Source organism: Catellatospora sp. NPDC049111 (assembly GCF_040648615.1).
GTDB lineage: Bacteria > Actinomycetota > Actinomycetes > Mycobacteriales > Micromonosporaceae > Catellatospora > Catellatospora aurea.
Map to the genome: position 1 here is coordinate 1 of NZ_JBEZEB010000015.1, position 22,257 is coordinate 22,257.

The 22,257-nt window shown below is 74.6% G+C and carries 13 protein-coding genes, 1 tRNA gene and 1 pseudogene; 6 read left to right on the plus strand and 9 right to left on the minus strand.

All coding sequences use genetic code 11. The features are described from left to right. Positions 1 to 419: pseudogene (locus AB0B66_RS21400) on the minus strand (amino acid transporter); the annotation flags it as partial. Positions 420 to 608: 189 nt separating this feature from the next. On the opposite strand from AB0B66_RS21400, the gene AB0B66_RS21405 reads away from it, so the two are divergent. Together AB0B66_RS21405 and AB0B66_RS21410 are read left to right on the plus strand one after the other, a co-directional pair. Continuing rightward, a tRNA-OTHER gene (locus AB0B66_RS21405) sits at positions 609 to 681 on the plus strand. Between the two features lie 26 nt (positions 682 to 707). Beyond that, entirely contained in the window at positions 708 to 2,417 is a 1,710-nt protein-coding gene (locus AB0B66_RS21410) for a hypothetical protein (RefSeq protein ID WP_360532384.1), read from the plus strand. A gap of 17 nt (positions 2,418 to 2,434) precedes the next feature. Here the strand turns inward: AB0B66_RS21410 and AB0B66_RS21415 are convergent, their stop codons facing one another. After that, complete coding sequence (locus tag AB0B66_RS21415; RefSeq protein WP_360532819.1) at positions 2,435 to 4,093, minus strand: helix-turn-helix domain-containing protein; 1,659 nt, start codon at positions 4,091 to 4,093, stop codon at positions 2,435 to 2,437. Between the two features lie 92 nt (positions 4,094 to 4,185). After that, on the minus strand, positions 4,186 to 5,259 hold the full coding sequence (locus AB0B66_RS21420) for a serine hydrolase domain-containing protein (protein ID WP_360532387.1): 1,074 nt from the start codon (positions 5,257 to 5,259) through the stop codon (positions 4,186 to 4,188). Positions 5,260 to 5,552: 293 nt separating this feature from the next. Between AB0B66_RS21420 and AB0B66_RS21425 the strand changes: the two genes are divergently transcribed. Together AB0B66_RS21425 and AB0B66_RS21430 are read left to right on the plus strand one after the other, a co-directional pair. Continuing rightward, positions 5,553 to 6,197, plus strand: coding sequence for a hypothetical protein (locus AB0B66_RS21425; protein WP_360532389.1), 645 nt, complete (start codon positions 5,553 to 5,555; stop codon positions 6,195 to 6,197). A gap of 102 nt (positions 6,198 to 6,299) precedes the next feature. Then, complete coding sequence (locus AB0B66_RS21430; RefSeq protein ID WP_360532392.1) at positions 6,300 to 6,587, plus strand: hypothetical protein; 288 nt, start codon at positions 6,300 to 6,302, stop codon at positions 6,585 to 6,587. A gap of 4 nt (positions 6,588 to 6,591) precedes the next feature. Here AB0B66_RS21430 and AB0B66_RS21435 read toward each other — a convergent pair whose 3' ends face one another. From AB0B66_RS21435 to AB0B66_RS21460, 6 genes are all read right to left on the minus strand, one after another. Beyond that, positions 6,592 to 9,765, minus strand: a complete 3,174-nt coding sequence (locus AB0B66_RS21435; RefSeq protein ID WP_360532395.1) for an amino acid adenylation domain-containing protein — start codon at positions 9,763 to 9,765, stop codon at positions 6,592 to 6,594. Beyond that, the gene (locus AB0B66_RS21440; RefSeq protein WP_360532398.1) at positions 9,762 to 12,938 is read right to left on the minus strand and encodes an AMP-binding protein; all 3,177 of its coding nucleotides are present in this window, start codon (positions 12,936 to 12,938) and stop codon (positions 9,762 to 9,764) included. Before AB0B66_RS21440 ends, AB0B66_RS21435 begins: the two co-directional genes overlap by 4 nt. Positions 12,939 to 12,942: 4 nt before the next feature. Beyond that, on the minus strand, positions 12,943 to 14,229 hold the full coding sequence (locus tag AB0B66_RS21445) for an SGNH/GDSL hydrolase family protein (RefSeq protein ID WP_360532401.1): 1,287 nt from the start codon (positions 14,227 to 14,229) through the stop codon (positions 12,943 to 12,945). 195 nt (positions 14,230 to 14,424) lie between these two features. Beyond that, positions 14,425 to 15,660: a macrolide family glycosyltransferase gene (locus AB0B66_RS21450; protein ID WP_360532404.1), complete on the minus strand. Its 1,236-nt coding sequence runs from the start codon at positions 15,658 to 15,660 to the stop codon at positions 14,425 to 14,427. Then, on the minus strand, positions 15,653 to 16,966 hold the full coding sequence (locus AB0B66_RS21455) for a condensation domain-containing protein (protein WP_360532407.1): 1,314 nt from the start codon (positions 16,964 to 16,966) through the stop codon (positions 15,653 to 15,655). Before AB0B66_RS21455 ends, AB0B66_RS21450 begins: the two co-directional genes overlap by 8 nt. A 161-nt stretch (positions 16,967 to 17,127) precedes the next feature. Continuing rightward, complete coding sequence (locus tag AB0B66_RS21460; RefSeq protein WP_360532410.1) at positions 17,128 to 18,228, minus strand: hypothetical protein; 1,101 nt, start codon at positions 18,226 to 18,228, stop codon at positions 17,128 to 17,130. 57 nt (positions 18,229 to 18,285) lie between these two features. Here AB0B66_RS21460 and AB0B66_RS21465 point away from each other — a divergent pair, with 57 nt between their 5' ends. Together AB0B66_RS21465 and AB0B66_RS21470 are read left to right on the plus strand one after the other, a co-directional pair. Further along, entirely contained in the window at positions 18,286 to 20,085 is a 1,800-nt protein-coding gene (locus AB0B66_RS21465) for an ABC transporter ATP-binding protein (RefSeq protein ID WP_360532413.1), read from the plus strand. After that, positions 20,082 to 21,857, plus strand: coding sequence for an ABC transporter ATP-binding protein (locus AB0B66_RS21470; protein ID WP_360532416.1), 1,776 nt, complete (start codon positions 20,082 to 20,084; stop codon positions 21,855 to 21,857). Before AB0B66_RS21465 ends, AB0B66_RS21470 begins: the two co-directional genes overlap by 4 nt. Positions 21,858 to 22,257 lie beyond the last annotated feature (400 nt).

Below are 22,257 nucleotides of genomic sequence, written 5' to 3' on the forward strand. Positions count from 1 at the left end.
AGCAGGTGCACCGAGGCGTCGGCGGCCGACAGGGTGATCGTGATGATCCACGACGTGGCCACGAAGCCGAGCAGCACCAGCACGAAGACCTTGCCACGCCAGAACGGCAGCAGATCCTCCAGCATCGCCACCGAACCCTGCCCGTGCGGGCTCTCCTTGGCCACCCGCCGGTACATCGGCAGCATGCCCAGCAGCGTCAACGCCACGATCAGCAGCGTCGCCAGCGGCGACAGCGCCCCGGCCGCGGTAGCCGCGATCGCGGGCAGGTACGCCAGGGTGGAGAAGTAGTCGACGCCGGTCAGGCACATGACCTTCCACCACGACTGCGGCTTGGCGTGGCTCTCGTCGGCCTCCGGCCCGACCGGCTGCACCCGGTGCTGCAGCAGCCAGCCGCCGAGCCGCCCGGCGGGCGGTTGCATGCCATCGGGGCTGTCGACGACGGCGGGAATGGCGTACTCGACTGCCTCGCCGGTGGTGGTGTCGCTGCTCATGACCTTCTCGATACCCGGGGTGCGAACCTGACTCGCGATCAGCGCACACCATAGGCCCGCCTGTCACGGCAAACGCGACCGGCCCGCTGTCGGGGTGGTCCGTTAGGCTGCCCGCGGCAGGCTGTAGCGCAGAGGTCGTCGCGCCACTTCGCGCAGTTGGAGGACGCCGGTTCGAATCCGGCCGGCCTGCCACCCACCCGTCCTGGAGGTGTGCGGATGATCACGCTGCTGCGCGGCGACCTGACGCAGTGGCGACGCATCCGCACCCGCATGCCCGCGCCGCAGGCCGTCGCCGCGGCAGCCGACGCCCGTGCCGCCGGTGACTGGCGCGAGGCCGCGGCGCTCGCCGACACCGACGTCGACCTGAACCTCGACGAGGTCCGGGATCGGTTCGGCGCGCAGGGCGCCGCCGCCATCGACGAGGACCTGCACCACCTCGCCCTGGACCTGCTGCTCTGGCACCTGCCGCGGCACCACGGCGGCATGACGACGCTACGGGCCCGGACCAGCGCGGTGCTCGCGCCGCGAGCCGTCGACCACGGCACCCCGCTGCTGCGGGTGCGGCTGCCGCTGTCGCCGACCGGCCCGCAGCGGCTGCGGCTGACCGTCGCGACGCTCGCCGACCTGAACCGGGAGCATCGCTGGTACCTCGCACCCCGCCACACCTGGGACGTACGCGAGACCGCGGCGTTGCGGGCCGCCTGGGGCTGCTCGGCCGACCGGCCGCCGCTGCTCGCACCCGACGGCACGCCGCTGCCCTGGTCCGCGCTCGGCACCGGCGACGACCCGGCGGCCGCGACCGAACGGGTCTATCTGATGCTCGCCGCGGGCGACCACACCGCCGCTTGGCGCGCCTGCGGCATCGAGCTGCCGTTCACCGACACCAAGGCGCTGCAGCGCGACCCCGCCACGCCGACCTGCCCGGTCGGCCTCGCCGCCGAGATCCGCGCCGCCGCCGCGACGTTCACCGAGCGCCCCCGGTTTCCGGCCGAGCGGGTGGACACCCTGTTCGGGGCACACCTCAACATCAGCGTCGGGGCCGAGCTGGTCGCCTCCGAGTCCGACCCGCACGACTACAACGAGGGGCCGCCGCAGATCGCGAGCGGCCCGGTCCCGGCCGACCTCGCCCTGCTGCACGCCGGCCTGCTGACCCCTGACGAACTCCACCCGCTGCTGCGCGCGGCACTGTTCCCGACGCTGCCGCCCGCGCGGCACTGCGGTGACCACCGGTCGGCGACCGACCTCCGCTCCCCGACCACCGACGTGATCCGACCACCCGGGCGCGAGCTGCCGCCGGGGTCGGCGGTGGGTGAGCCGGGCGCGCCGGTGCGGGTGCGGTGCCGGGGCGAGTGGCACATCGTGGGCGTCCGCGACGGAGCGCTGCGGCTGCACGCCCACGACGCCGACGAGTTACGCCGCGAGCAGGCGCTGCGGGTGATGGGTGGGGCGAGCGCCGGCTGTTTCGCGGTACGCGACACCTGGCTGACCGGGGCCGGCCGGCTGCCGAAGGCCCTGGCCGCCCAGCGCACCCGGGTGCGCGAGCGGCTGCTCGACGGCGACACCGACTGGCTGCTCGACGGCCTGGCCAGGGGCGTCGTCGATCCGCTGATGCGCGACGGCGGCGGCTGGTCGCTGCGGCACATGGCGATGTGGGTAGACCACGCCCGTCTGCTGCCGCTGCTCGACGCGGCAGGCCTGCCCGTGGACACCCCCGACCGCATCGGCCGCACCCCGCTGTACGTGGCCGTGATGAACGGCGGCTCCCCGGCGCTGATCCGAGACCTGCTGGAGGCGGGCGCGGACCCGCTCGCGGAGACGGTGCACGGCGCCACCCCGGGCAGCGTGGCGGCCGGTCACGCGCGCCGCGACGATCTGGCGTTCCTCCGGCACGAGTGGAGCAGCCGCTACGCCGCCGCCCGGCGCTGACCGCCGCGTCCGGCCGGTCAGGGGCGGCGCTCGGCCGGTTCCGGCGTGATCACGCGCAGCTGGAGCATCGCCGCGAAGCGGGCCTCGGGGTCGGTCAGGTCCAGGCCGCCGACCTCGGCCAGGCGGCGCAGCCGGTAGCGGAACGTGTTCGGGTGCACGTACATCGCCGCCGACGCCGCGATGACGTCGCCGAACGCGTCCAGCCAGGCCCGCAGGGTGTCCACCAGGTTCGTCCGGTGCTGCTCGTCGTACGCGAACAGCCGCGCGACCGGCCCGGTCGGCCGGTCGCCGCGCACCGCGACCAGGTCGCGCAACTCCAGCACCAGCGACTCCACGTGCACATCGGACAGCCGTGCCACCCGGTGCCCGCGCGGGCCGCGCGCCGGGGCGGAGCGCAGCACCCGCAGCGCCCGGTCGGCCCCGGCCCGCGCGTCGGCGAGTCCGCCCGCGTCGGCGGCCACGGTCCCGATGCCGATCACGGCGCGTACCCGGTCGCCGACCCGGTCGAGGAAGTCGGTGGCGATGCGCAGCGCGCGCTGCTCGCCGTCGCCGTCGCGGGCCACCGGCAGCAGCCCGTACGCGACGTCGCCGACCAGCGCCGCGACGCAGCGCGGATGCACCGCGGTCAGGTGCATCGCCAGGCCGTCGGCCAGGCGCTGGCGCTCGCCGGTCAGGTTGACGTCCGCGCCGATGGACTCGTGGCCGGGCGGCAGCATGGCCAGTGCCAGCACCACCACCGGCTGGTCGGCCAGGCCGAGGCGGTGCAGCGCCTCACGCGCGCCCCCGCCACCCTCCAGGGCCGTGCTGAGCAGGTCGGCGCGCAGTCGCCGGGCCACATCCGCACCGGCCCGGATCCGCAGCATGTGCAGCGCGACGAGGCGGGCCGCGTCGCGCAGCGCCTGGCTGCGCTCAGCGGTCAACGGCTCGCGCACGGCCGCCCAGATCGAGCCGAGCACCTCGTCGCCGGCGCGCACCGCCACCGCGACCCGCGGCACCCGGAACCCGTCCGGCTCGCCGTGCGGCTCGATGTACACCGGCTCGTCACTGCGGTAGAGCTCGCGGAACACGCCGCGCTCGACCAGCATGCGCGAGTACTGTTCGGGCACCTGGCGGCCCAGGATCGTCTCCACCCGGGACAGGTCGGCCTCGTCCTGCCGACCCGAGAAGGCCAGCACGCGGGAGCTGCGGTCCTCGATCGTCACCGGTGCGTCGAGCAACGCCGCAATAGCGTTGGCCAGGGCGAACAGGTCTCCAGAGGGCATCCCTCCGATGGTCTGCGGCTCGGCCTCGCCGACGTCGCCCTCGGCCAGCAGCGCCCGTAGCAGGGCGGCCAGCTGCGCCCACGACGCGCCGCGGGTCAGCGCCAGCAGCGCCACGCCGGACTCGTCGGCGGCCTGCCTGACCTCCGGGGTCGGCGTCAACGGCGCGCGCAGTACGAGCGCGGTCGCGTCGTGCCTGCCCAGGGTGTGTAGCAGGGACGCGATCTCGGCTGGTTCGCGCAGGCCGACGCCGAGCACCAGGGCCCGCCACGGCAGCGTCGGCTCCTCGAGAGGGTCGTGGATGGCGACACCGCCGATGTCGCCGCCCCGGTCCGCGTCGCCGTGGACCAGTTCGAGCAGCGTCGCGCCGAGGTCGTCGAGCACGCGGCCGAGGGTGGCCTGGGAGCGCGGGTTCATCTTCACCGGGGGTGGGCACCGTCCGAACGTAGGAGCAGGACGGCCAGGCTAGTTCGTCCACAGCGACGATGCCAGCCCTCGTTTTCGTCCCATCACACCAAGATCGCTCGACTTGCTTGGCACTGGCGGGTGTTGCCGCCGTTGGTCAGCAGGACGACCGCCAGCCCCTGGGCGGGCAGCAGCCGCAGGAACGCGGACTGGCCGAGGGTGTTGCCGTCGTGGCCGATCAGCCGCGCGCCGTCCCAGCCGAACCTGATCCAGCCCAGGCCCCACGAATCGCCGAGGGTGTGTTCGTCGGGCAGGTCGGCCTGCCGGTCGGCCATCGCCGCGGCGCTGTCCGCGGCCAGCAGACGGGTGCCGTCGGCGGCCAGGCCGCCGGTCAGGTGCAGCCGCGCGAACGCGAGCACGTCGGCGGCCGTGGCGTTGATCAGCCCGGCCGGGCCCATCGAACGGGGCAGGCCCCACACGGGGGCGCGCGACGGCTCGCCGTCCGGGCCGGTCACGTGGCCGACCCCGGCGCGGTGCAGCAGCGCCTCCTCGGGCAGGGTACCCGTACGGGTCAGGCCGAGCGGCGCGAACAGCCGCTGCCGCAGCGCCGCGTCCCAGGTGCCGCCGGTGAGCCGCTCGATGACGTACCCGGCCAGCGCGAACCCGGAGTTGCAGTAGGACCAGGTCGCGCCGATCGGGTGCACCTGCGCCACCTCGGTCAGCAGCGCGGCGTACTTCTCCAGGCAGTCGTCACCGCGGCCGGTGTCGGTGAACACGTCGCCGTCGATGCCACTGGTGTGCGTCAGCAGGTGCCGCATGGTGACCTGCTCGGCGGCGTCGCCGGCCAGCCGCAGGCCGGGCAGCAGGCGGGCGAGCGGGGCGTCCAGGTCGAGCAGGCCTTCGTCGGCGAGCTGCAACGCGACGGTGGCGGTCCACACCTTCGTGATCGAACCGATCTGGAACACCGAGTCGGTGGTGGCGGCCACGCCGGTGGCCCTGTTGAGCACGCCGTACGCGGCCTCGGCCAGTTCGTCGGGCCGGCCGCCGGCCCCCAGCCGCAGGATGCCCAGCGACGCCCCGGGCACCCGGTGCCGGGCCGCGAGCGCGAACAGCCGACGCTGCCAGTGCGCGGCGTCGATCGGCGCGGACGTGGTCGGACCCGGCTGGACTGCGGTCACCGGCTTCTCCTAGCTGGTCGGGACGGCGGCACGGTCGCTCAGGGCCACCGGACGGGACCGACCCGAGGCGGCGCCCGTGGCCACACCCTAGGGCGGCACGGGCCCACGGGCTTCGTCCCCGACGACGAACACCCGTCGCCGCGGCTGTCGGCGAGCACGATCCCGCCGCGCGGCCCGGCGGCACCGCAGCCGTCCCACTGTCGGTCTCTCGACGAGGCGTCGTGCGTCCGACCCAGTCGCCCCTATCGTGCAGTGGCCAACGCCCGAATCCGCTGCCGCAGAAGGACCACCCCATGCCGCTCCACCCCCGCCGTGCCGCCCTGCTGATGATCCCGGTCCTCGCCCTCGCCGGGCTGGCGACCGCCTGCAAGTCCGGCGGCGAGTCGCCGTCGGCCGCGCCCAGCGCGGTCACCGTGCTGACCCCGTCACCGGACGCTCCCACCAGCGCCGCGCCGCCGGCCGTGCCCACCCCGACCTGCGCCGAGGTGAAGGAGGCGATGGTGCGCGGCCTGATCGACCCCTACTACGCGTTCGGCAAGGACGGCGCCCCGCTGACCGAGGGCATGTTCTCCGGCGAGGACGGCCTGGTGCTGGCCGTGCAGAAGCCGTGCGCGACCGGCGACCTCGGCGGCGAGATCGGCAACGTCACCGTCGGCACGATCATGAGCAGCGTGGTGGACACCACCGGCCGGTACTGGGGCGTCATGCTGTGCGCCAAGCCCGCCGACCGGGCGCAGTGCGTGGTGCACTTCGTGCTCGGCGACCGCGACCCGATCGAGTCCGTCGCCGTCGCCGACCGCAAGCTCACCCTGGTCTACCTGACCCGCCCCACCGACGCCGGGTCCGCGGTGGTCAGCGTCCGGCGCACCGCCGTGTACGTCGCCGACGGCAGCATCCTCAAGGAGGAGTCGCACACGGACGCGCCCTACACGCCGTGACCGCGGCCTGACAGGTCCCGTGCATCCACCGGGCGGGACCTGTCGGACCGACGTGAGAACGTGATGGCCCACCCGGCCTCCGCCGATCTCACCGGAGCAGCGATGAGCGCACCTCGTGTCACCCTGTACGACCACGACGGGACGTACACCGGCTCCCGGATCCACAACGACGTGCCGCTCGGCGACGCACACGAGCTGCGCGAGCAGCTCATCGCCGAACTGCCCGACGTCGCTTACGGCGACATCGCGGTCCGCCCGTTCTCCGTGCGTGAGGGCGACATCGTCTGGGAACTCGTCGATCAGACCGCGAAGCACGGCATGCCCCGGGTCAGCTTCTACCCGATGGACATCATGTTCGCGCCGCCGTGGGACGGCACCTACGACACCTGAGCCGTCACCGGTCTGCGGCGGCGACGATGCCGTTGATGGTGGGGGTGTCGAAGAAGACGTGCAGCGGCAGGTCGACGCCCAGCCGGCGGCGCAGCCGGGCCGCGATCTTCGTGACGGTGAGCGAGTGCCCGCCCAGGTCGAACAGGTCGTCGTCGGGCCCGATCTCGCCGTGCCCGAGCACCTCCCGCCAGATCTCGTACACCTGCAGCGCCAGTCCCGTGTAGGGCCGGGCCGACGCCTGCGGCACCAGCGGCGCCCCCGCCAGCCCGGTCAGCGCGGCCCGGTCGAGCTTGCCGTTGGCGTTGCGCGGCAGCTGCTCGACCAGCGTGAACACCGACGGCACCAGGTATCCGGGCAGCCCCGCCGCCAGCCGCTCGCGCAGCCGGGCCGGGTCGGGCGCGCCGACCAGGTACGCCACCAGCGCGTCGCCGTCCGCCGACACGGTCACCGCCGCGTCCACGACCGACTCCGCCGCCCGCAGAAACGCCTCGACCTCCCCCGGCTCGATCCGGTGCCCGCGCACCTTGAGCTGGTCGTCGGCGCGGCCGTGGAACTCCAGCGATCCGTCGGGCAGCCGGCGCACCCGGTCGCCGGTGCGGTACAGCCGCCCCCAGGCCGTGTCGACGAACCGCGCCGCGGTCAGCTCGGGACGGCCCAGGTAACCCCGGGCGACCCCGGCCCCGCCCAGGCACAGCTCCCCCACCACGCCGTACGGCAGCGGGCGCAGCCCGGCGTCCAGCACGTACGCGGTCGTGTTGGCCAGCGGGCGGCCGATGGTCACCGGGCCTGCCCCGGTCAGGTCCGCGGCGGTCGACCATACCGTCGTCTCGGTCGGGCCGTACAGGTTGACCAGGCGCTGCGTCCGTGCCCGCAGCTCGGCGGCGAGCGGGCCGGGCAGCGCCTCGGCCCCGCACACCGCGACGACGCCGCGCTCGGCGAACCCGGCGTCGATCAGCCGCCGCCACGTCGACGGGGTCAGGTGGGCGTGGGTGACCCCGGTCAGCCGCAGGAGCTTGAGCAGCAGTTCACCGTCGCGGGCCTGCTCGGCGGTGGCCAGCACGACCGTGCCGCCGGTGACCAGCGGCAGCCACAGCTCCGGCACCGACATGTCGAACGCCGCCGACGCGACGGCCAGCCATACGTCCCCGGGCCCGGTCGGCACCACGTCGGGTAGCGCGTGCAGCAGGTTGACCACGCTGCCGTGCTCGACGGCCACACCCTTGGGCCGTCCGGTCGAGCCGGATGTGTAGATCACGTAGCAGAGCCCGGGTTCATGCCGCCGTGCCACGGCCGGGTCACCGGTCGCGACCGGTGATGTCGCCGCACCGGACTCGGTCGCCCTGCCCTCGTCGGCGGCCGGCGGCATGGTCTCGCCGAGCAGGGTCGGCTCTTCGCCGATGACGGCCGCCGGTGTGGCCTCGCCGAGCACCGTCGCGCCGTCGCCGTCGGCGACCAGCAGCGCGGCCGGGCACGCGTCGGCGAGCAGGGCGTCGCGGCGGGCCACCGGGTGCTCCGGGTCCAGCGGCAGATAGGCCGCGCCGGTACGCAGCACGCCGAGCAGCGCGGGCAGCAGCCGCGACGTGCGGGGCAGGCACACCCCGACGAGGTCGCCGGAGCCGATGCCGCGTTCCCGAAGCTGTGCCGCCACCGCCCCGGCCTCGGCGTCGAGCTGCGCGTAGGTCATGGCGCTGTCGGCGGCGACCACCGCGACGGCGTCGGGCTGCGCCACGATCCGCGCGTCGACGAGTTCGTGCAGGGTCGGCGGGCCGGGAACGGGCCGAGCGGTGGCGTTCCAGCCGGCGAGCAGCTCGTGTTCGGACGGATCGAGGAGGTCGAGGTCGCGCAGGGGCGCGTCGGGTCGGCGGGCGAAGCCGTCGAGCAGCAGACGCAGGTGCGTCCCGATGCGGGCGGCGTCACCGGGGTCCAGGCGGGCCGGGTCGACGTGCAGCAGCACGGGCAGGTCCACAGCGGCGGGGTCGTCGAGCAGCTGGACGTGCAGGGCGTTGCGGGCGGCGTGGTGGAACGCCGTCCACTCGACCCGCACGCCGAGCCCGGCGAACTCCGGCGTGGGCCGGACGCGGCGGCGGTAGCTGATCGACACCGGGGTGAGCGCGGCTCGCGGGGCCAGCCCGGACACGGCCCGGGACAGGGGCACGGCGCGCACGGCATAGATGTCCCGCAGCAGCCGCCGCACGTGCGCGACGCGTTCCCGTACGGTGACCGGTGCCGCGGCGGAATCGGTGGCGGCCAGGGCCACGGGCAGCTCGTTGACGTGCAGCCCGACCGTGTCGTGCCCGTCGGCGGGGCGGGTGCCGAGGTCGACGCCGACCACGGGAGCCGGGTCGCCGTACCGGTCGAGCAGCGAGAGCAGCCCGGCGAGCACCACCTCGAACGTCGTCGCGCCCAGCTCCGCGGCGGCCGCCCGGATCGCGGCCGCGTCCAGGGTGAACGGCACGACCACGCCGGCTGTCGCGCCGGGCGCGGTGGTCCCCCGCAACCCCGGCAGGCTGGGCTCACCCGGAGCGCGATACCCCGACCAGTGCTCGCCCGCCCACGCCGGCACCTCCCCGCCCAGCCCTGTCTCCCCGGCCCGTTCCCCTCGGGAGTCGTTCCCCGCCGTCGGATTCCCCGACTTTCTCGGAAACTGCAGCAATCCCGCACCGGATTCGTGCAGTTCCCCGGAAACCGCAGGGGCCGCTGCGGCGTGAGCCGCGCCGGGAGAGGCCGATGGGGTGGGGGCGGAGTAGGCGGTGGCGAGGTCGGTGAGGAGGATCTCTTTGGACTCGCCGTCGAAGACCAGGTGGTGGGCGACGATCAGGAGCAGGTGCCGGTCGGGTCCGGCGGGCACCAGGTCGAAGCGGACAAGCGGTCCGGCGGCCAGGTCGAACGGCGCGAGCGTGCGTTCGCGGACGAACGCCGCCAGGTCGTCCGGAGCCGCCCCCACCTGCAGCGACGGTATACGGGCCGCCGGGACCAGACGCAGTTCGCCGTCGTCCTCGGCGAACGCGCACGACAGCACCGGGTGGCGGGCGACCGCCGCCGCGACCGTTTCCGTCAGCCGGGCCGGGTCGAGCGGGCCGTCGAGCCATACCGGCAGCGGCATGTGGTACGCCGTGGCGGCCAGCCCGAGGCGCTCGGTCAGCCACATGCCGTGCTGGGCCGGGGTGGCGGTGCTCATCGCGGTACCTCCTGCGGTGGTGCGGGGGCGAGCTCGCGCGCCGCGTGCTCGAACAGCTCGGTGACCCGCCCGGCGAGGGTGTCCATCTCGGACCGGTCGAAGGCGTGGTGGTTCCAGAGCAGGTGCGCGACCAGCCGGCCGTCCGGGTGTTCGACCACGGCCAGCTCGGGCGCCTGCAGGTCGGGCAGGCCACCGGGCGTGGGCCAGTCCGCGTCCAGGGCCCGCGGCAGCTCGAACGTCTCGGACTCCAGGCCCGGCAGGTGCGCCTGGCCGCCCCAGGTCTCCACGCGCAGCCAGGCCGCGCCGGTGTGCCGCAGGTAGAACTCTGCGAACGGGTAGTGCTGGTGGTCCAGCGCGTCCAGCACGGTGCGCCGGGTCCGGGCCAGCAGTTCGGCGGCGGACGGCGCGCCGGAGGTGTCCACGCGCAGCAGCAGGGACTGGCTCAGGCAGCCGATCAGCGTCTCGCTGCCGGGCCGGGTGCGGCCGGGCACCGGGGACATCAGCAGGATGTCGTGGGTGCCGGTGCGTTCGGACAGGGCCGCCGCCCAGCAGGACGCGATCAGCATGAACGGGGTCGCGCCCTGGGCCGCGGCGGCCCGGCGCAGCCCGTCGCCGAGCGGGCCGGGCAGCAGGAACTCCAGCGCGGCGCTGCGCAGCCGGACCGCCTCCCGGCGGCCGCGGAACGGCTCCAGGTGGGCGGGCGCGCCGTCGAGCACCCGCCGCCAGTGCGGCACGGTCGTCTGCCAGCGCTGCCGGGTGTACGCCACGAAGTCACGCAGCGGCGTCGCGCTCGCCGACCGGTCACCGCCGCGCGCAGGCGTCCCCGGCAGCGGGTTGCCGCTGCGCAAGGCCGCATAGGCGGCGCCGATCTCGTGCAGCAGCGGCCCCATCGACGCGCCGTCGCAGACCAGGTGGTGCACGGCCAGCCCGAGCACGTGGTCGTCGGGGCCGACGGTGGCGAGCATCGCCCGCACCAACGGCCCGCGTTTCGTGTCGAAACCGCCTTCGCGGTCGGCCCGGCACAGCTGCCCGGCGTGGTCGAGGTCGCGGGCCGCGACGGCGGTCACCACGGGCGGGCAGTGGTCGAGCACCCGCGCCCGGTGCCGCCCGGCCGGGTCCCGGTCGAACACGGTGCGCAGCGCCTCGTTCCGGTCCGCGACCGCCGTCAGCGCCCGTTCCAGCAGCACCGGATCGAGCTGGTCGTACACCCGGATGCCGACACTGATCGGCCCGACGTCCCGCGGCTCGCCCGTCGCCCACATCCAGGCCAGCATGCTCTCCTGAGTGGACGCCAACGGCATCTCCCCGGCCGCCGCCCCGCCGTGCTCGCCCTCGGTGGACGAGCGGCACTCGGCCGCCGGGCGGTGATCGCCGTTTCGGGACGAAACCTGTGATCCGACCGCACTTCCCGTCCACAAACGGCGATCACCGTCTGCCGAAGCCGGAGCCGGAGCCGGTGACGACGACTGCGTCGGCTGGTCCGCGGTGGGGGGCGCGGCGGTGAGCCGGTCGGCCTGGTCGGCGAGCAGCGGGGTGTCGAAGATGAGGGAGACGGGCACCTCGCGGCCGAATTGGGTGGCGGCCAGGGCGGCCAGGTGGGTTGCCCGCATCGAGTCGCCGCCGAGGGCGAAGAAGTCGTCGCCGACGCCGACCTCGGGCACCCGCAGCACCTCGCGCCACAGTCCGGCGAGCGCGATCTCGGCCGCCGTGCGGGGCGCGACCCGGGCCGGGGCCGCCGCGAACACCTCCCGCAGCGCGCCCTTGCGCACCTTGCCGCCGTCGTTGCGGGGCAGCGCGGCCACGGCGACGATCCGGGTCGGCAGCTCGTACGGAGCGAGCCGCTCGGCGAGGAACGTCCGCAGCCCCGCCAGCGCCGACGGGTCGCGCAACTCGACGGCCGCGGCGACCGTCGCGCCCATCACCGGATGCGGCAGCCCGAGCACGGCCGCGCCGGACACCGCCGGGTGCTCGTGCAGCGCCGCCTCGACCCGCAGCGTGGAGACCCGGTAAGCACCCGCGTTGACCAGGTCCGATTCGCGGTCGACGAGGAACAGGTAGCCGTCGGCGTCGCGGTAGCCGAGGTCGCCCATGCGCACCCAGCCGTCGCGGAACACGGCGGCGCTCGCGCCGGGATCACCGTGGTACGCCCGCACGGCGTCGCCCGCGCGCAGCCACACCTCACCGGTCTGCCCCGGCCCGGCGACGCCGCCGTCGGCGGTGAGGATGCGCAGCTCCGCCCCGCCCTCGGCGCGCCCGACCGAGGCGGGCCGCTCGGGATCGAACACCATGCTGGTATGGGCCGGAGCGGCCTCGGTGGACGTGTAGTTGTTGACGATCACCGCCTCCGGCAGCGCTTCGGCGAGCGCGCGGGCAACCGCGGGCGGCAGGGCCGCGGCGGTGCACGACACCAGCTGCACCTCGTCGAGGCCGCACTCGGCGAACACACCCGCCTCCAGCAGCGCACTCGCCATCGCGGGCACCAGGAACAGGGTGCCGACGCCCAGGTGCTGCGCCGTCCGGGCGTACACCCACGGGTCGAAGGCCGCGACGGTGACCACGGTGGGCCGCGCGACCAGCGCGGTGACCAGCATCGTCTGCGCGGCGTTGGTGCCGATCGGGAACGCGTGCAGCGCGTGCCGCGAGTGCGCCAGCGGCGGTCGCGCCGGGTCGAGTCCGTGGGTGAGGCTGGCGTGGCTCGCGGCCACACCCTTGGGTGTGCCGGTAGTGCCGGAGGTGTAGACGATCTGCGCGGTCTGTCCTGGTTCGACGGTGACCGGCAGCGACGTCGGGTCACCTGAGTCCAGCTCGGACAATGCCCAGCCGCCCGTGCCGACGACGACCCGCGCCCCGGCGTGGTCGAGCAGCTCCCGCAGCCGGGCCTCCGGCGCCGTCGCCGACAGGGGCACGGCGACCGCGCCGACGCCGGTGACGGCCGCGTACGCGACCGCGAAGTCAAGCCAGTCCGTGCCCTCGAACACCAGGCCCACCCGGTCGCCGGGCGCGACGCCCTTGCCGAGCAGCCCGTGCCCAACCCCGGTGGCGCGGGCGTGCCACGCCGCCGCGGTCAGTGCCGGCCGCCCCGCGCCCTCCCCTGCCGCCAGTCGCAGCGCGACGTGTCCGGGTCGCGCCGCCGCGAGGGCGGCCAGCAGTTCGGGGAGGGTGCGGGGCGTCATCGGATCACAGCAGCCAGAGCGGTACGGCCGCGGCGAGCGCCTGCGCGCCGGTGTCGTTCGGGTGGATGTGGTCACCGCTGTCGTATGCGGGCAGGACCTTGCTGGGCGCCGCCGGGTCGCGCAGGATCTGGTCGAAGTCGACCAGCCCGTCGAAGCCGTTGTCACCGCGCAGCCAGGTGTTCACGGCCTGGCGGACGGCCTCCTTCTCCGGCGTCCAGGTCGAGTAGCCCTCGAACGGCCCGAGCGTGGCGACGACCACCCGCAGGCCGCGGTCCTTGGCCTGCAGGGTGAGCTGGCGCAGCCCGTCGATGATCTGAGCGGCCGGGAAGCCGGACAGGTGCACGTCGTTGATGCCGAGTTCGACGATGACGGTGCGTACGCCGGGCTGGCTGAACACGTCGTCGTCGAGGCGGGCCAGGGCGCTGTCGCCCAGGGCCGGGGAGTTGATGGCCAGGCCGTCGCGGGTGACCTGGTTTCCGGCGAGGCTGACGTTGAGCACGCCGGGGTCGGCCAGCGCGGGCCAGGTGCCGGTGATGCGCCCGGCGAGGTAGTCGGGCCAGCGGGTGTTCGCGCCCAGGGTCGAGCCCGAGCCGTCGCTGATCGAGTCGCCGAGCACGACGACCGTGCCCAGGCCGGTCTTCGTCAGGACCTCGATCCCGGCCAGGTAGTAGAAGTGGTTGTAGGCCGCGGTCTGGCCGGTGCCGTCGGCGGTCTCGGCCTTGTCGCCCGCGTAGACGTACGAGGTCTGGCGGGCGGTCCAGTGCCAGGACGTCGCGCCGGTCGCGGTCGGCAGGTAGAGCGTGACCGCGAGTTCCCCGGTCGCGGACACCGGCAGGTCGATCGGGTCGGTCAGCAGCTCCGCGCCCTTGTAGACGGTCGCGGACTCGCTGCCGTTGAAGGTGACCTCGCGGATGCTGCCGGGCTGCAGGGTCGGCGAGCCCGGGGTGGCGGGCAGGCCGACGCTGGCGTGGCCGATGGTCAGCGGGCCGGTGCCGTACGCGTTGGTGATCCGCAGGCGCACCTTCTCGCCGCCCAGGGAGACCCGCACGAGCTGGCGGATCGACTGGTCGGTGAAGCCGTTGAGCGAGCTGCCGGTGTTGGCCAGGCTCGGCGCGGTGAGTGCGGTCCCCCAGGTCCCCACCCAGCGGCCGGGCAGGCTGCCGGAAGCCGGGCCGGCCCCCGCGACCAGGGTGGTCGCGAGCAGGCCGAGGCCGGCGAGGCCGGCGGCGACGCGCCGGCGGACCCGGCCCGTCCCGGCACGCGATACGCCGCGCGTCGATTCTGTGATCACTTGTGGAACCTCCGTCGATTCCCGAGGGGGATGTGGCGGGCTGTCCCGCCGACGCGACCACGATGCCAATAAACAGTTAAGTTTCTTAGGTACAAAGCTGTGATCAAGGCTGCCGGTTCGGATGATTTAAATGGCCCCATCTATCGATGGCACCTAGGCGACGGGCCGCCCGGGGGGCGCCGGGCGACCCGCCGCCTATCCCTGAGGGGCCAGGGTCCTGACGCCCGCGGCGCCGCGCTGGGCGGGCTCCCGCAGGCACGACTCGACGATGTCCGCGGCACGGGCCGCACCGCCCGCGGCCAGCACCTCGGCCCGCATAGCGGCGACGCCCGCCGCGACGCGGGGGTCCGCGGCCACCCGGCGTGCCGCCTCGCGCAGGCCGGCCGGGGTGAGCCCGGCCAGGTCCAGTGAGGCGCCGATGCCGGTGTCGACGATGCGGGCGGCGTTGAGGTCCTGCTCCAGGGTCCGGGCCACGGCGATGTGCGGGACGCCGGCCTGCACGCCCTCCATCACCCCGCCCAGCCCGCCGTGGGAGATGAACACCCGCGCGTGCGCCAGCACCGATAGCTGCGGCACCACCGGCATGACCTGCACGTTCGGCGGCGGCGTGCCCAGCGAGCGCGGGTCGAGGCGGCGGCCCACGGCGAGCACCACGTGCCAGGGCGTGCCCGCGAAAGCGTCGAACACCAGGCGGTAGAAGTCGGGCCAGTGGTTGTTGAGCGTGCCCAGCGACACCAGCGCCACCGGCGCGCCGTCGGCCGGCGGCGACCAGGGCACGTCACCGGCGCGCGAGGTCGTGCACGGCCCGACGAAACCGAACTCCTCGCCGAACGCCTCGCCCGCGTACTGGAACGCCCTCGGCAGGAAGGCCAGGTGGCGCACCACCCGCGGGGCGAGGAACTCGTCCGCGGGCAGCCCGGTCAGGCCGCGCTCGGCGAGGAAACGCTCCAGGCGCAGGTGGTATTCGGCCAGCGTGGGATGGGTGAAGTCGACCGGGACCGCCTCGTTGAGCGACCACGGGCCCGCCGAGACGATCATCGGCCAGAGCTGGATCGCGGGGATGCCGTGGGAGTGGGCGAACACGTGCCCGGCGAACGCCATCCGGTCGAACAGCACCAGGTCCGGCGGGTCGGCCAGCAGGGCGGGCTCCAACTGCGGCAGGGTGTGCTCGGTCTCGGCGAGGAAGTTGAGCAGGCTGCGTCCGATGTGCTCGGCGCGGGCCGGGGTGCGCGCCTGCGGATCGGTGTCGCCGGGCCGGGTCGAGGTGTACGGGATCACCCGCGCCCCCGCCGCCGCCACGTACGCGGCCCGGTCGGCGGGGGCGGCGTAGCTGACCCGGTGCCCGCGCCGCACCAGCTCGGCGACCACGCCCAGGGTCGGGAACAGGTGCCCGAGCGCCGGGATGTTGAAGAACGCGATGTGGTTACCCATGCCGCGCCGCCACTGCGAAGACCGGGAGTCCGGCGTCGTCGGGCATGGCCCGCAGCAGCGCGACGACCTCGTCGGCCATCGCCGCGGCGGTGTCCGCGGTGAACAGCGCGGTGTCGTAGCGCAGCGTCAGCTCCAGCCCGTCGGGCTCGCGCCAGGCATCGATCCCCAGGTCGTGCAGGATCTGCGGGGCGGCCTGGGCGAACGGCCGCCAGTGCGGATCGACCGCCCCGCCGGCGGTATGCGTGTGCAGCGCCGCCGTCACCTGGAAGACCGGGGTGCGGGAGCGGTCGGCGTCCGGATCGACGGCGGCGACGACCTGCCCGAACGGCACCGACTGGCGGGCCAGCCCGTCGATGGTCGCGGCGCGGACCCGGCCCAGCAGCTCGCCGAGATCCGGCTCGCCGGACAGGTCGACGCGCAGCGCGATCGTGTTGGCGAACAGGCCCACCGTGCGCTCGGTCTCCTCCAGCAGGCGGCCGGACACCGGCATGCCCACGCACAGGTCGGTCTGCCCCGAACGCCGCGCGAGCACCACCAGCAGCGCGGTGACCAGCACCATGTACGGCGTGGCCCGGCGCTGCCGGGCGAAGCGGTCGAGGGCGTCCGCGACCGGCGCGGCGACGTGCACGTCGATCTGGCCGCCGCGCAGCGTCTTGGCCGGCGGCCGGGGCAGATCCGCGGGCAGCTCCAGCGGCGGCACCCCGCGCAGCCGGTCGGCCCACCAGGCCAGATCCTCGTCTCCGGTGGTGTCGGCGCACTGCCACGTGGCGAAGTCGGCGTAGCCGATGAACGGCTCGGGCAGCGTTTCGCCCCGGTAGAGCGCCACGGCCTCGCGCTGCAGGATCATGGTCGACTCGCCGTCGGCGAGGATGTGGTGCACCGCCAGGCACCAGACGTGGTCGGCCGGTCCGAGGCGGATCAGCCGGGAGCGCACCAGCGTGCCGCCGGCCAGGTCGAGCAGCGCCCTGGCCAGTTCCGCGACCAGCTCCCGCGCCCGCGCGGGCGGGTCGGCCTCACCGGACACGTCGAGCAGCTCCGTCACCAGGCCGCCGGGTGACGCGATCACCTGACGCGGCCCGTCGGGGCCGACGGCGAACGTGGTGCGCAGGGCGTCGTGCCGGTCGGCGAGCGCGCCGACGGCCGCGGTGAACGCGGGCACGTCCAGCGGCGCGGTGATGCGGTCCGCGATCAGCACGATCGGTGACGCATCGCCGTCGTACGCGGTGCACAGGTGCCACCACCGCTGCTGCAGCAGGGACAGCGGCGCGGTGCCGGACGGTGTGGCACGACGCGGGATGACCTGCACTCAGCCCACCTCCTCGTCGACCAGCGATGCCAGTGAATCCATCGACGCCTGCCTGTCTTACGGTGGAACCGGGCGACACGGCGCGCCGGGGTGGGCGCACGGTACGGCCCACGGCGGAGGTCATCCACGCATGGGCATATAACTGATAGCACAGTTGACCGTTACTGTAAATATTCCTTCCAGAACTGATCTCCAGCCTGGCCAGCGTGTACACATCCGTCCGATATGGCATGCCGCAGCAGCGGGGTGACCAGTGCGGGCAGGCCGGGGAGCCGGTGACCGGGCACGAACCGGCGCAGCGCGCCCGGCGCGATCGTGCGCAGCGCGGCCGCTCCGCGCACCGCCCACAGGGCACGTTCCACCGCCGCGACATCGCCGAGCACGAGGTGAGCCGCGACGCCGTAGCAGAACGCGGCCAGCCACAGCTGCAGCAGCAGCGAGTCCGCCACGACCCGGCGCATCCGGCCCGCCGGGTCGCACGCCGCGACCGCGGCGGCATACCGTTCGAGCAGGTCCGGCAGGGTCAGGCCAGACGGGGCCAGGAAGGCGTCGGCGAGCACCGCCCGCCACCCGTCGCCGTCGGGCACCTGGCACACCACCACGCCGTCGAACAGCAGCAGGTGCGGCACCACCGGCGGCGCCAGCACCCTGGCCCAGTCGCCGGGCGGCCCGCCGAACAGCGCGGCGTGGCGGGGTCCCTGCAGCACGTCGTTGCCGATCAGCGAGTCGCCCTGCTCGTGCTCGGCCAGATTCGGCGAGCTGACCAGCGGCGTCATCCCGTGCTCGCGGGCGAAGCGCAGCAGCAGCACGTCGTCGGGCTCGCCGGATTCGGCCGGGAACTCGGCGAGCGCGTGCGCGACCGCGGTCGGCAGGACCACGGCGGTCGTCGGCACGTACGGGTCGAGCAGCGGCACCCAGCCCGCGCCCGCCAGCGCGGCCAGCCGCACCGCCGGCGACGTGCGCGAACCCCACTCGGTGAACAGGCACAGGATGCGGTCGGGCTGCGCCGCGACCGCCGCCCGTACCAGCCGGTCGAACCCGGGGGCGAGGCGCATGTCGTCCTGCACCAGCAGCCGGTGGGTGCGGCCGGGATCGGCGGTCCGCCAGGCCAGCCGGGCGGTGCGCAGCGCGCTGCGCGGCCCGTCGGGCTCGGGGTCCTCGACCACCTCGAAGTCCAGCCCAGGCTGGCTCGCGGCCAGGGCTTCGGCCTCCGGGCGGCGGCGCGGGTGCGCGGCCACCGCGGCCGAAATCGACGCGTGCATTTAAGTATCTTAACTGTTAAGTTTGTTGATGTTACCGGCTGTCGAGAGGACGTCACTATGAGGCCCCGACTGCGCCGGTGGCTCGACCTCGCCCGCCTGCTCCGCGGCGCGGGCCCGCTGCCGGTGACGGTCGCGCTGCTCGTCAGCGCCGCGTTCGGGCTGGCCCCGATCGTGTTCATGGTGGGCATGGCGGTGCTGCTGTCCCGGGTGCCCGCGGTGGCCCGCGGCGAGGCCGCGCTCGGCGCCGCCGTCGGCCTCACCCTCGCCGCCCTCGTCGCGCAGCAACTGCTCGGCCCGCTGCAGCTCGCACTGGCCGAGCTGCTCGCGCGGCGGATCGACGGGCACTGCGTGCAGCGGGCGCTGCGAGCGGCGTACACCCACTCGCCGGTCGCGGCCCTGGAACGCCCCGGCACGCTGGACCTGCTCACCGACGTGCGCACGGCGATCGACCGGGCCAGCCCGTCACCCGGCCAGGCCGCCGCGGCGCTGCCCGCGCTGCTGGCCCGCTACGCCGGGCTCGCCGGGGCGGTCGTGCTCATCGCGCTGGTGCTGTCGCCGCTCGCCGGCCTCGTCGTCGCGGTGACCGCGCTGGTCATCCGGTTCGGGCAGCGCGGCTCGCTGGGCCGCTTCGCGGCGGCGTGGGACGCGCTGTCGCCGCAGCGCCGCCGCCTGGCGTACACCCGCACCCTGACCACCGGCACCGCCGCCGCCAAGGAGATCCGGGTGCTCGGGCTGCTCGGCTTCCTCACCGCGCGCCTGGACACCGAGCACCGCGGCTACCTCGATCCGATCTGGACCATGCGACGGCGGCTGCTGCTGCGCCCGTTCCTCGGCTACGCCCTGGCCGGGCTCGCCGGCGCGACCCTGGCGCTGACCGCGGTCGCCCAGGCCACTGCCAGCGGGCGACTCGACCTGCTCGGCTACGCCGTCGCCGTGCAGGCGGTCCTGGTGCCGATCCGCTTCGGCGTCTACTTCCCCGAGGCCGACGTGCAGACCCAGTTCGGCGGCCGCGCCCTGGCCGCGCTGACGAACTTCGAGCATGCGGTACGCGGTGCGGCCCTGCCCGGGACCGCCCCCGCGCCCGCCCCGCAGCACGAGATCAGGTTCGCGCAGGTCGGCTTCGCCTATCCCGGCGGCCACCGCGTGTTCACCGATCTCGACCTGGCCATCCCCGCCGGGCGGTGCACCGCGATCGTCGGCCTCAACGGGGCGGGCAAGACCACCCTGGTGAAGCTGCTGACCCGCTGCTACGACCCCGACCGCGGCGCGGTCACCGTCGACGGCCACGACCTGCGCGACCTCGACGCCCGCTCGTGGCAGCGGCAGCTCGCCGTCATCTTCCAGGACTTCAACCGCTACGAACTGACCGCGGGCGAGAACATCGGCCTCGGCACGGGCACCCCGGCCGCCTGGCACGCCGCGGCGGCCCGCGCCGGCGCGCAGGACCTGCTCGACGACCTGCCCGCCGGCCTGGACACCCCGCTGCACGCCCGCTACACCGGCGGCCGCGACCTGTCCGGCGGCCAGTGGCAGCGCGTCGCGCTGGCCCGCGCCCTGCACGCCGTCGACCGCGGCGCGCGCCTGCTGGTGCTCGACGAACCCACCGCCGCCCTCGACGTACGCGCCGAGGTCGAGTTCTTCGACCGCTTCCTCACCCAGACCGAGGGCCTGACCAGCGTCATCATCTCGCACCGCTTCTCCACGGTGCGGCGCGCCGACCAGATCCTGGTGCTCTCCGACGGACACGTGGTCGAACACGGCGACCACGACACGCTCATCGCCGCGGGCGGCCACTACGCCGAGATGTTCGCGCTGCAGGCCAGCCGGTTCCGCGACGACCTGGCGGCCGCCGCATGAGCACCCTGCGCACCGCGCTCGTCTTCGTGTTCGGCCTGGCCTGGGCCGCCGACCGGCGCAAACTCGCCATCGGCGTCGGCCTGATCACCGGCGGCTACCTGGCCACCCCGTTCATCGGCTTCCTGCTGCGCGACTTCACCGACGCCGCGCTCGCCGGGGCGACCGGGCCCGCGACCGCGCTGGCCGTCGGCGTCGCGGCGCTGCTGGTCGTGGAGCTGATGCTCGGGCACTTCGCGCACCTGTACTACTTCGAGGTCGGCGAGCAGGCCGGCACCGTGCTCGACCGGCGGCTGCTGGCCCTGGCCAACGGGCAGCCGACCGTGGCCCACCTCGACGACCCCGGCTTCGCCGACACGCTCGCGCTGGCCGCCCAGGACGCCGCGCAGACCCGGCAGTCCCTGGAAGGCCTGCTGCACCTGGGCGGCCTGGTGCTGCGGGCCGCCATCACCACGGTCATCCTCGCCGCCGTCGACCCATGGCTCGCCCTGCTGCCGCTGGCCGCGGTGCCGCCGGTGCTCGTCGCCCGCCGCGCCGCGAAGCTGGCCGAACGTGCCCGCGAGCACACCGCCGAAGCCGGGCGGCTGTCCAGCCACCTGCTCACGCTCGCCGCCGACGCCGACGCGGTCAAGGAGATCCGGCTCTGCGGGGCGGACGAGTTCCTGCTCGCCCGGCAGGCCGAGACGTGGTCCCGCACCACCGACACGCTGTGGGCGGCGTACTGGCGGGCCGCGCTGCTGCGCGGGTGCGGGCAGCTGCTGTTCGCGTTCGCGTACGGCGGGGCGATCCTGCTGGTGCTCGGCCGCGCCGTGGACGGCACCGCGACCGTGGGCGAGGTCATCCTGGTGGTGACCCTGGCCGTGCAGATCAGCGTGCAGGTGGCCGGGGCGATCGGGCTGCACGCCACGGTCGCCGCCGCCGCGCGTACTGCGGGCCGCTTCGCCGAACTGGCCGTCGCCGCACCCCAGCCGGAGTCCGCGACCGCGTCGGCCCCGCGGCGGCTGCGGCACGGCATCCGCCTGGACGGCGTCACCTTCGCCTACCCGGGCGCGGCCGAGCCGACGCTGCGCGACGTCGACCTGACCCTGCCCGCCGGGGCGACCGTCGCGCTCGTCGGCGAGAACGGCGCGGGCAAGAGCACCCTGGTCAAGCTGCTCTGCGGGCTGTACACCCCGACCGGCGGCACGCTCACCGTCGACGGCACGGACCTGGCCCGCATCCCCGCCGAGTCGTGGCACCGGCGGATCGCCATGCTGTTCCAGGACTTCGCGCGGCTGCACTGGACGGTCCGCGACAACGTCGGCATCGGCGAGCTCACCCTGCACGACGACGACGCGGCGTTGCAGGCCGCGATCCACCGCGCCCGCGCCAGGCGGGCCGTCGACCAGGCCGGGGGTCTGGAGGGTCTGCTCGGCCGAGGGTACGCCGACGGCACCGAACTGTCCGGCGGCCAGTGGCAGTCGCTCGGCCTCGCGCGGTCGCTGATGCGGCCCCGGCCGCTGCTGCTGGCCCTGGACGAGCCCGCCGCCGCGCTGGACGCCCACGCCGAGAACGCGCTGTTCAGCCGCTTCGCCACGGCGGCCCGGCGGGCGGCGCGCGGCTCCGGCGCGATCACCCTGTTCGTCTCGCACCGCTTCTCGACCGTACGCGCCGCCGACCTGATCGTCGTACTGCGCGACGGCACGGTCGCCGAACTGGGCACCCACGACGACCTGATGACCCGCCGCGGCCTCTACCACGACCTGTTCACCCTCCAGGCCAAGGCCTACGCCTGACGCGACGCCCCCTGGCCGGCACGAAGGAAGGGCACCTTCACAACGCTCCGCGTTGTAGCAGGTGCCCTTCTTAACGGCAAAGGCCCGCGACCTGGTGTTGCGGGAGCCTTCACCGTTGCGGCCGAGCGGCGTGCGCGGGGTGGCGATCGCAGTTCGATCAACACCTGCGGTCGAGGCCCGTGTTCTGCCCCTGACGGGCGATCTCACGCCTCTGCACCTGTCAACCCGCCTGCGCAAACCGGATCTAGAAGAACTGTTGTCGCCAGGGCGACAACAGTTCTTCTAGATCCGTCGGTGCCCGGTCCCGGCGGGCAGAGACGGCGGGGTGGTCACGGAGGGAGGGGCCAGAGTGTGTCCTGGTCTGGCGGGGACCCGGGTGCCGGCCCGAGGTCCGGAGCGG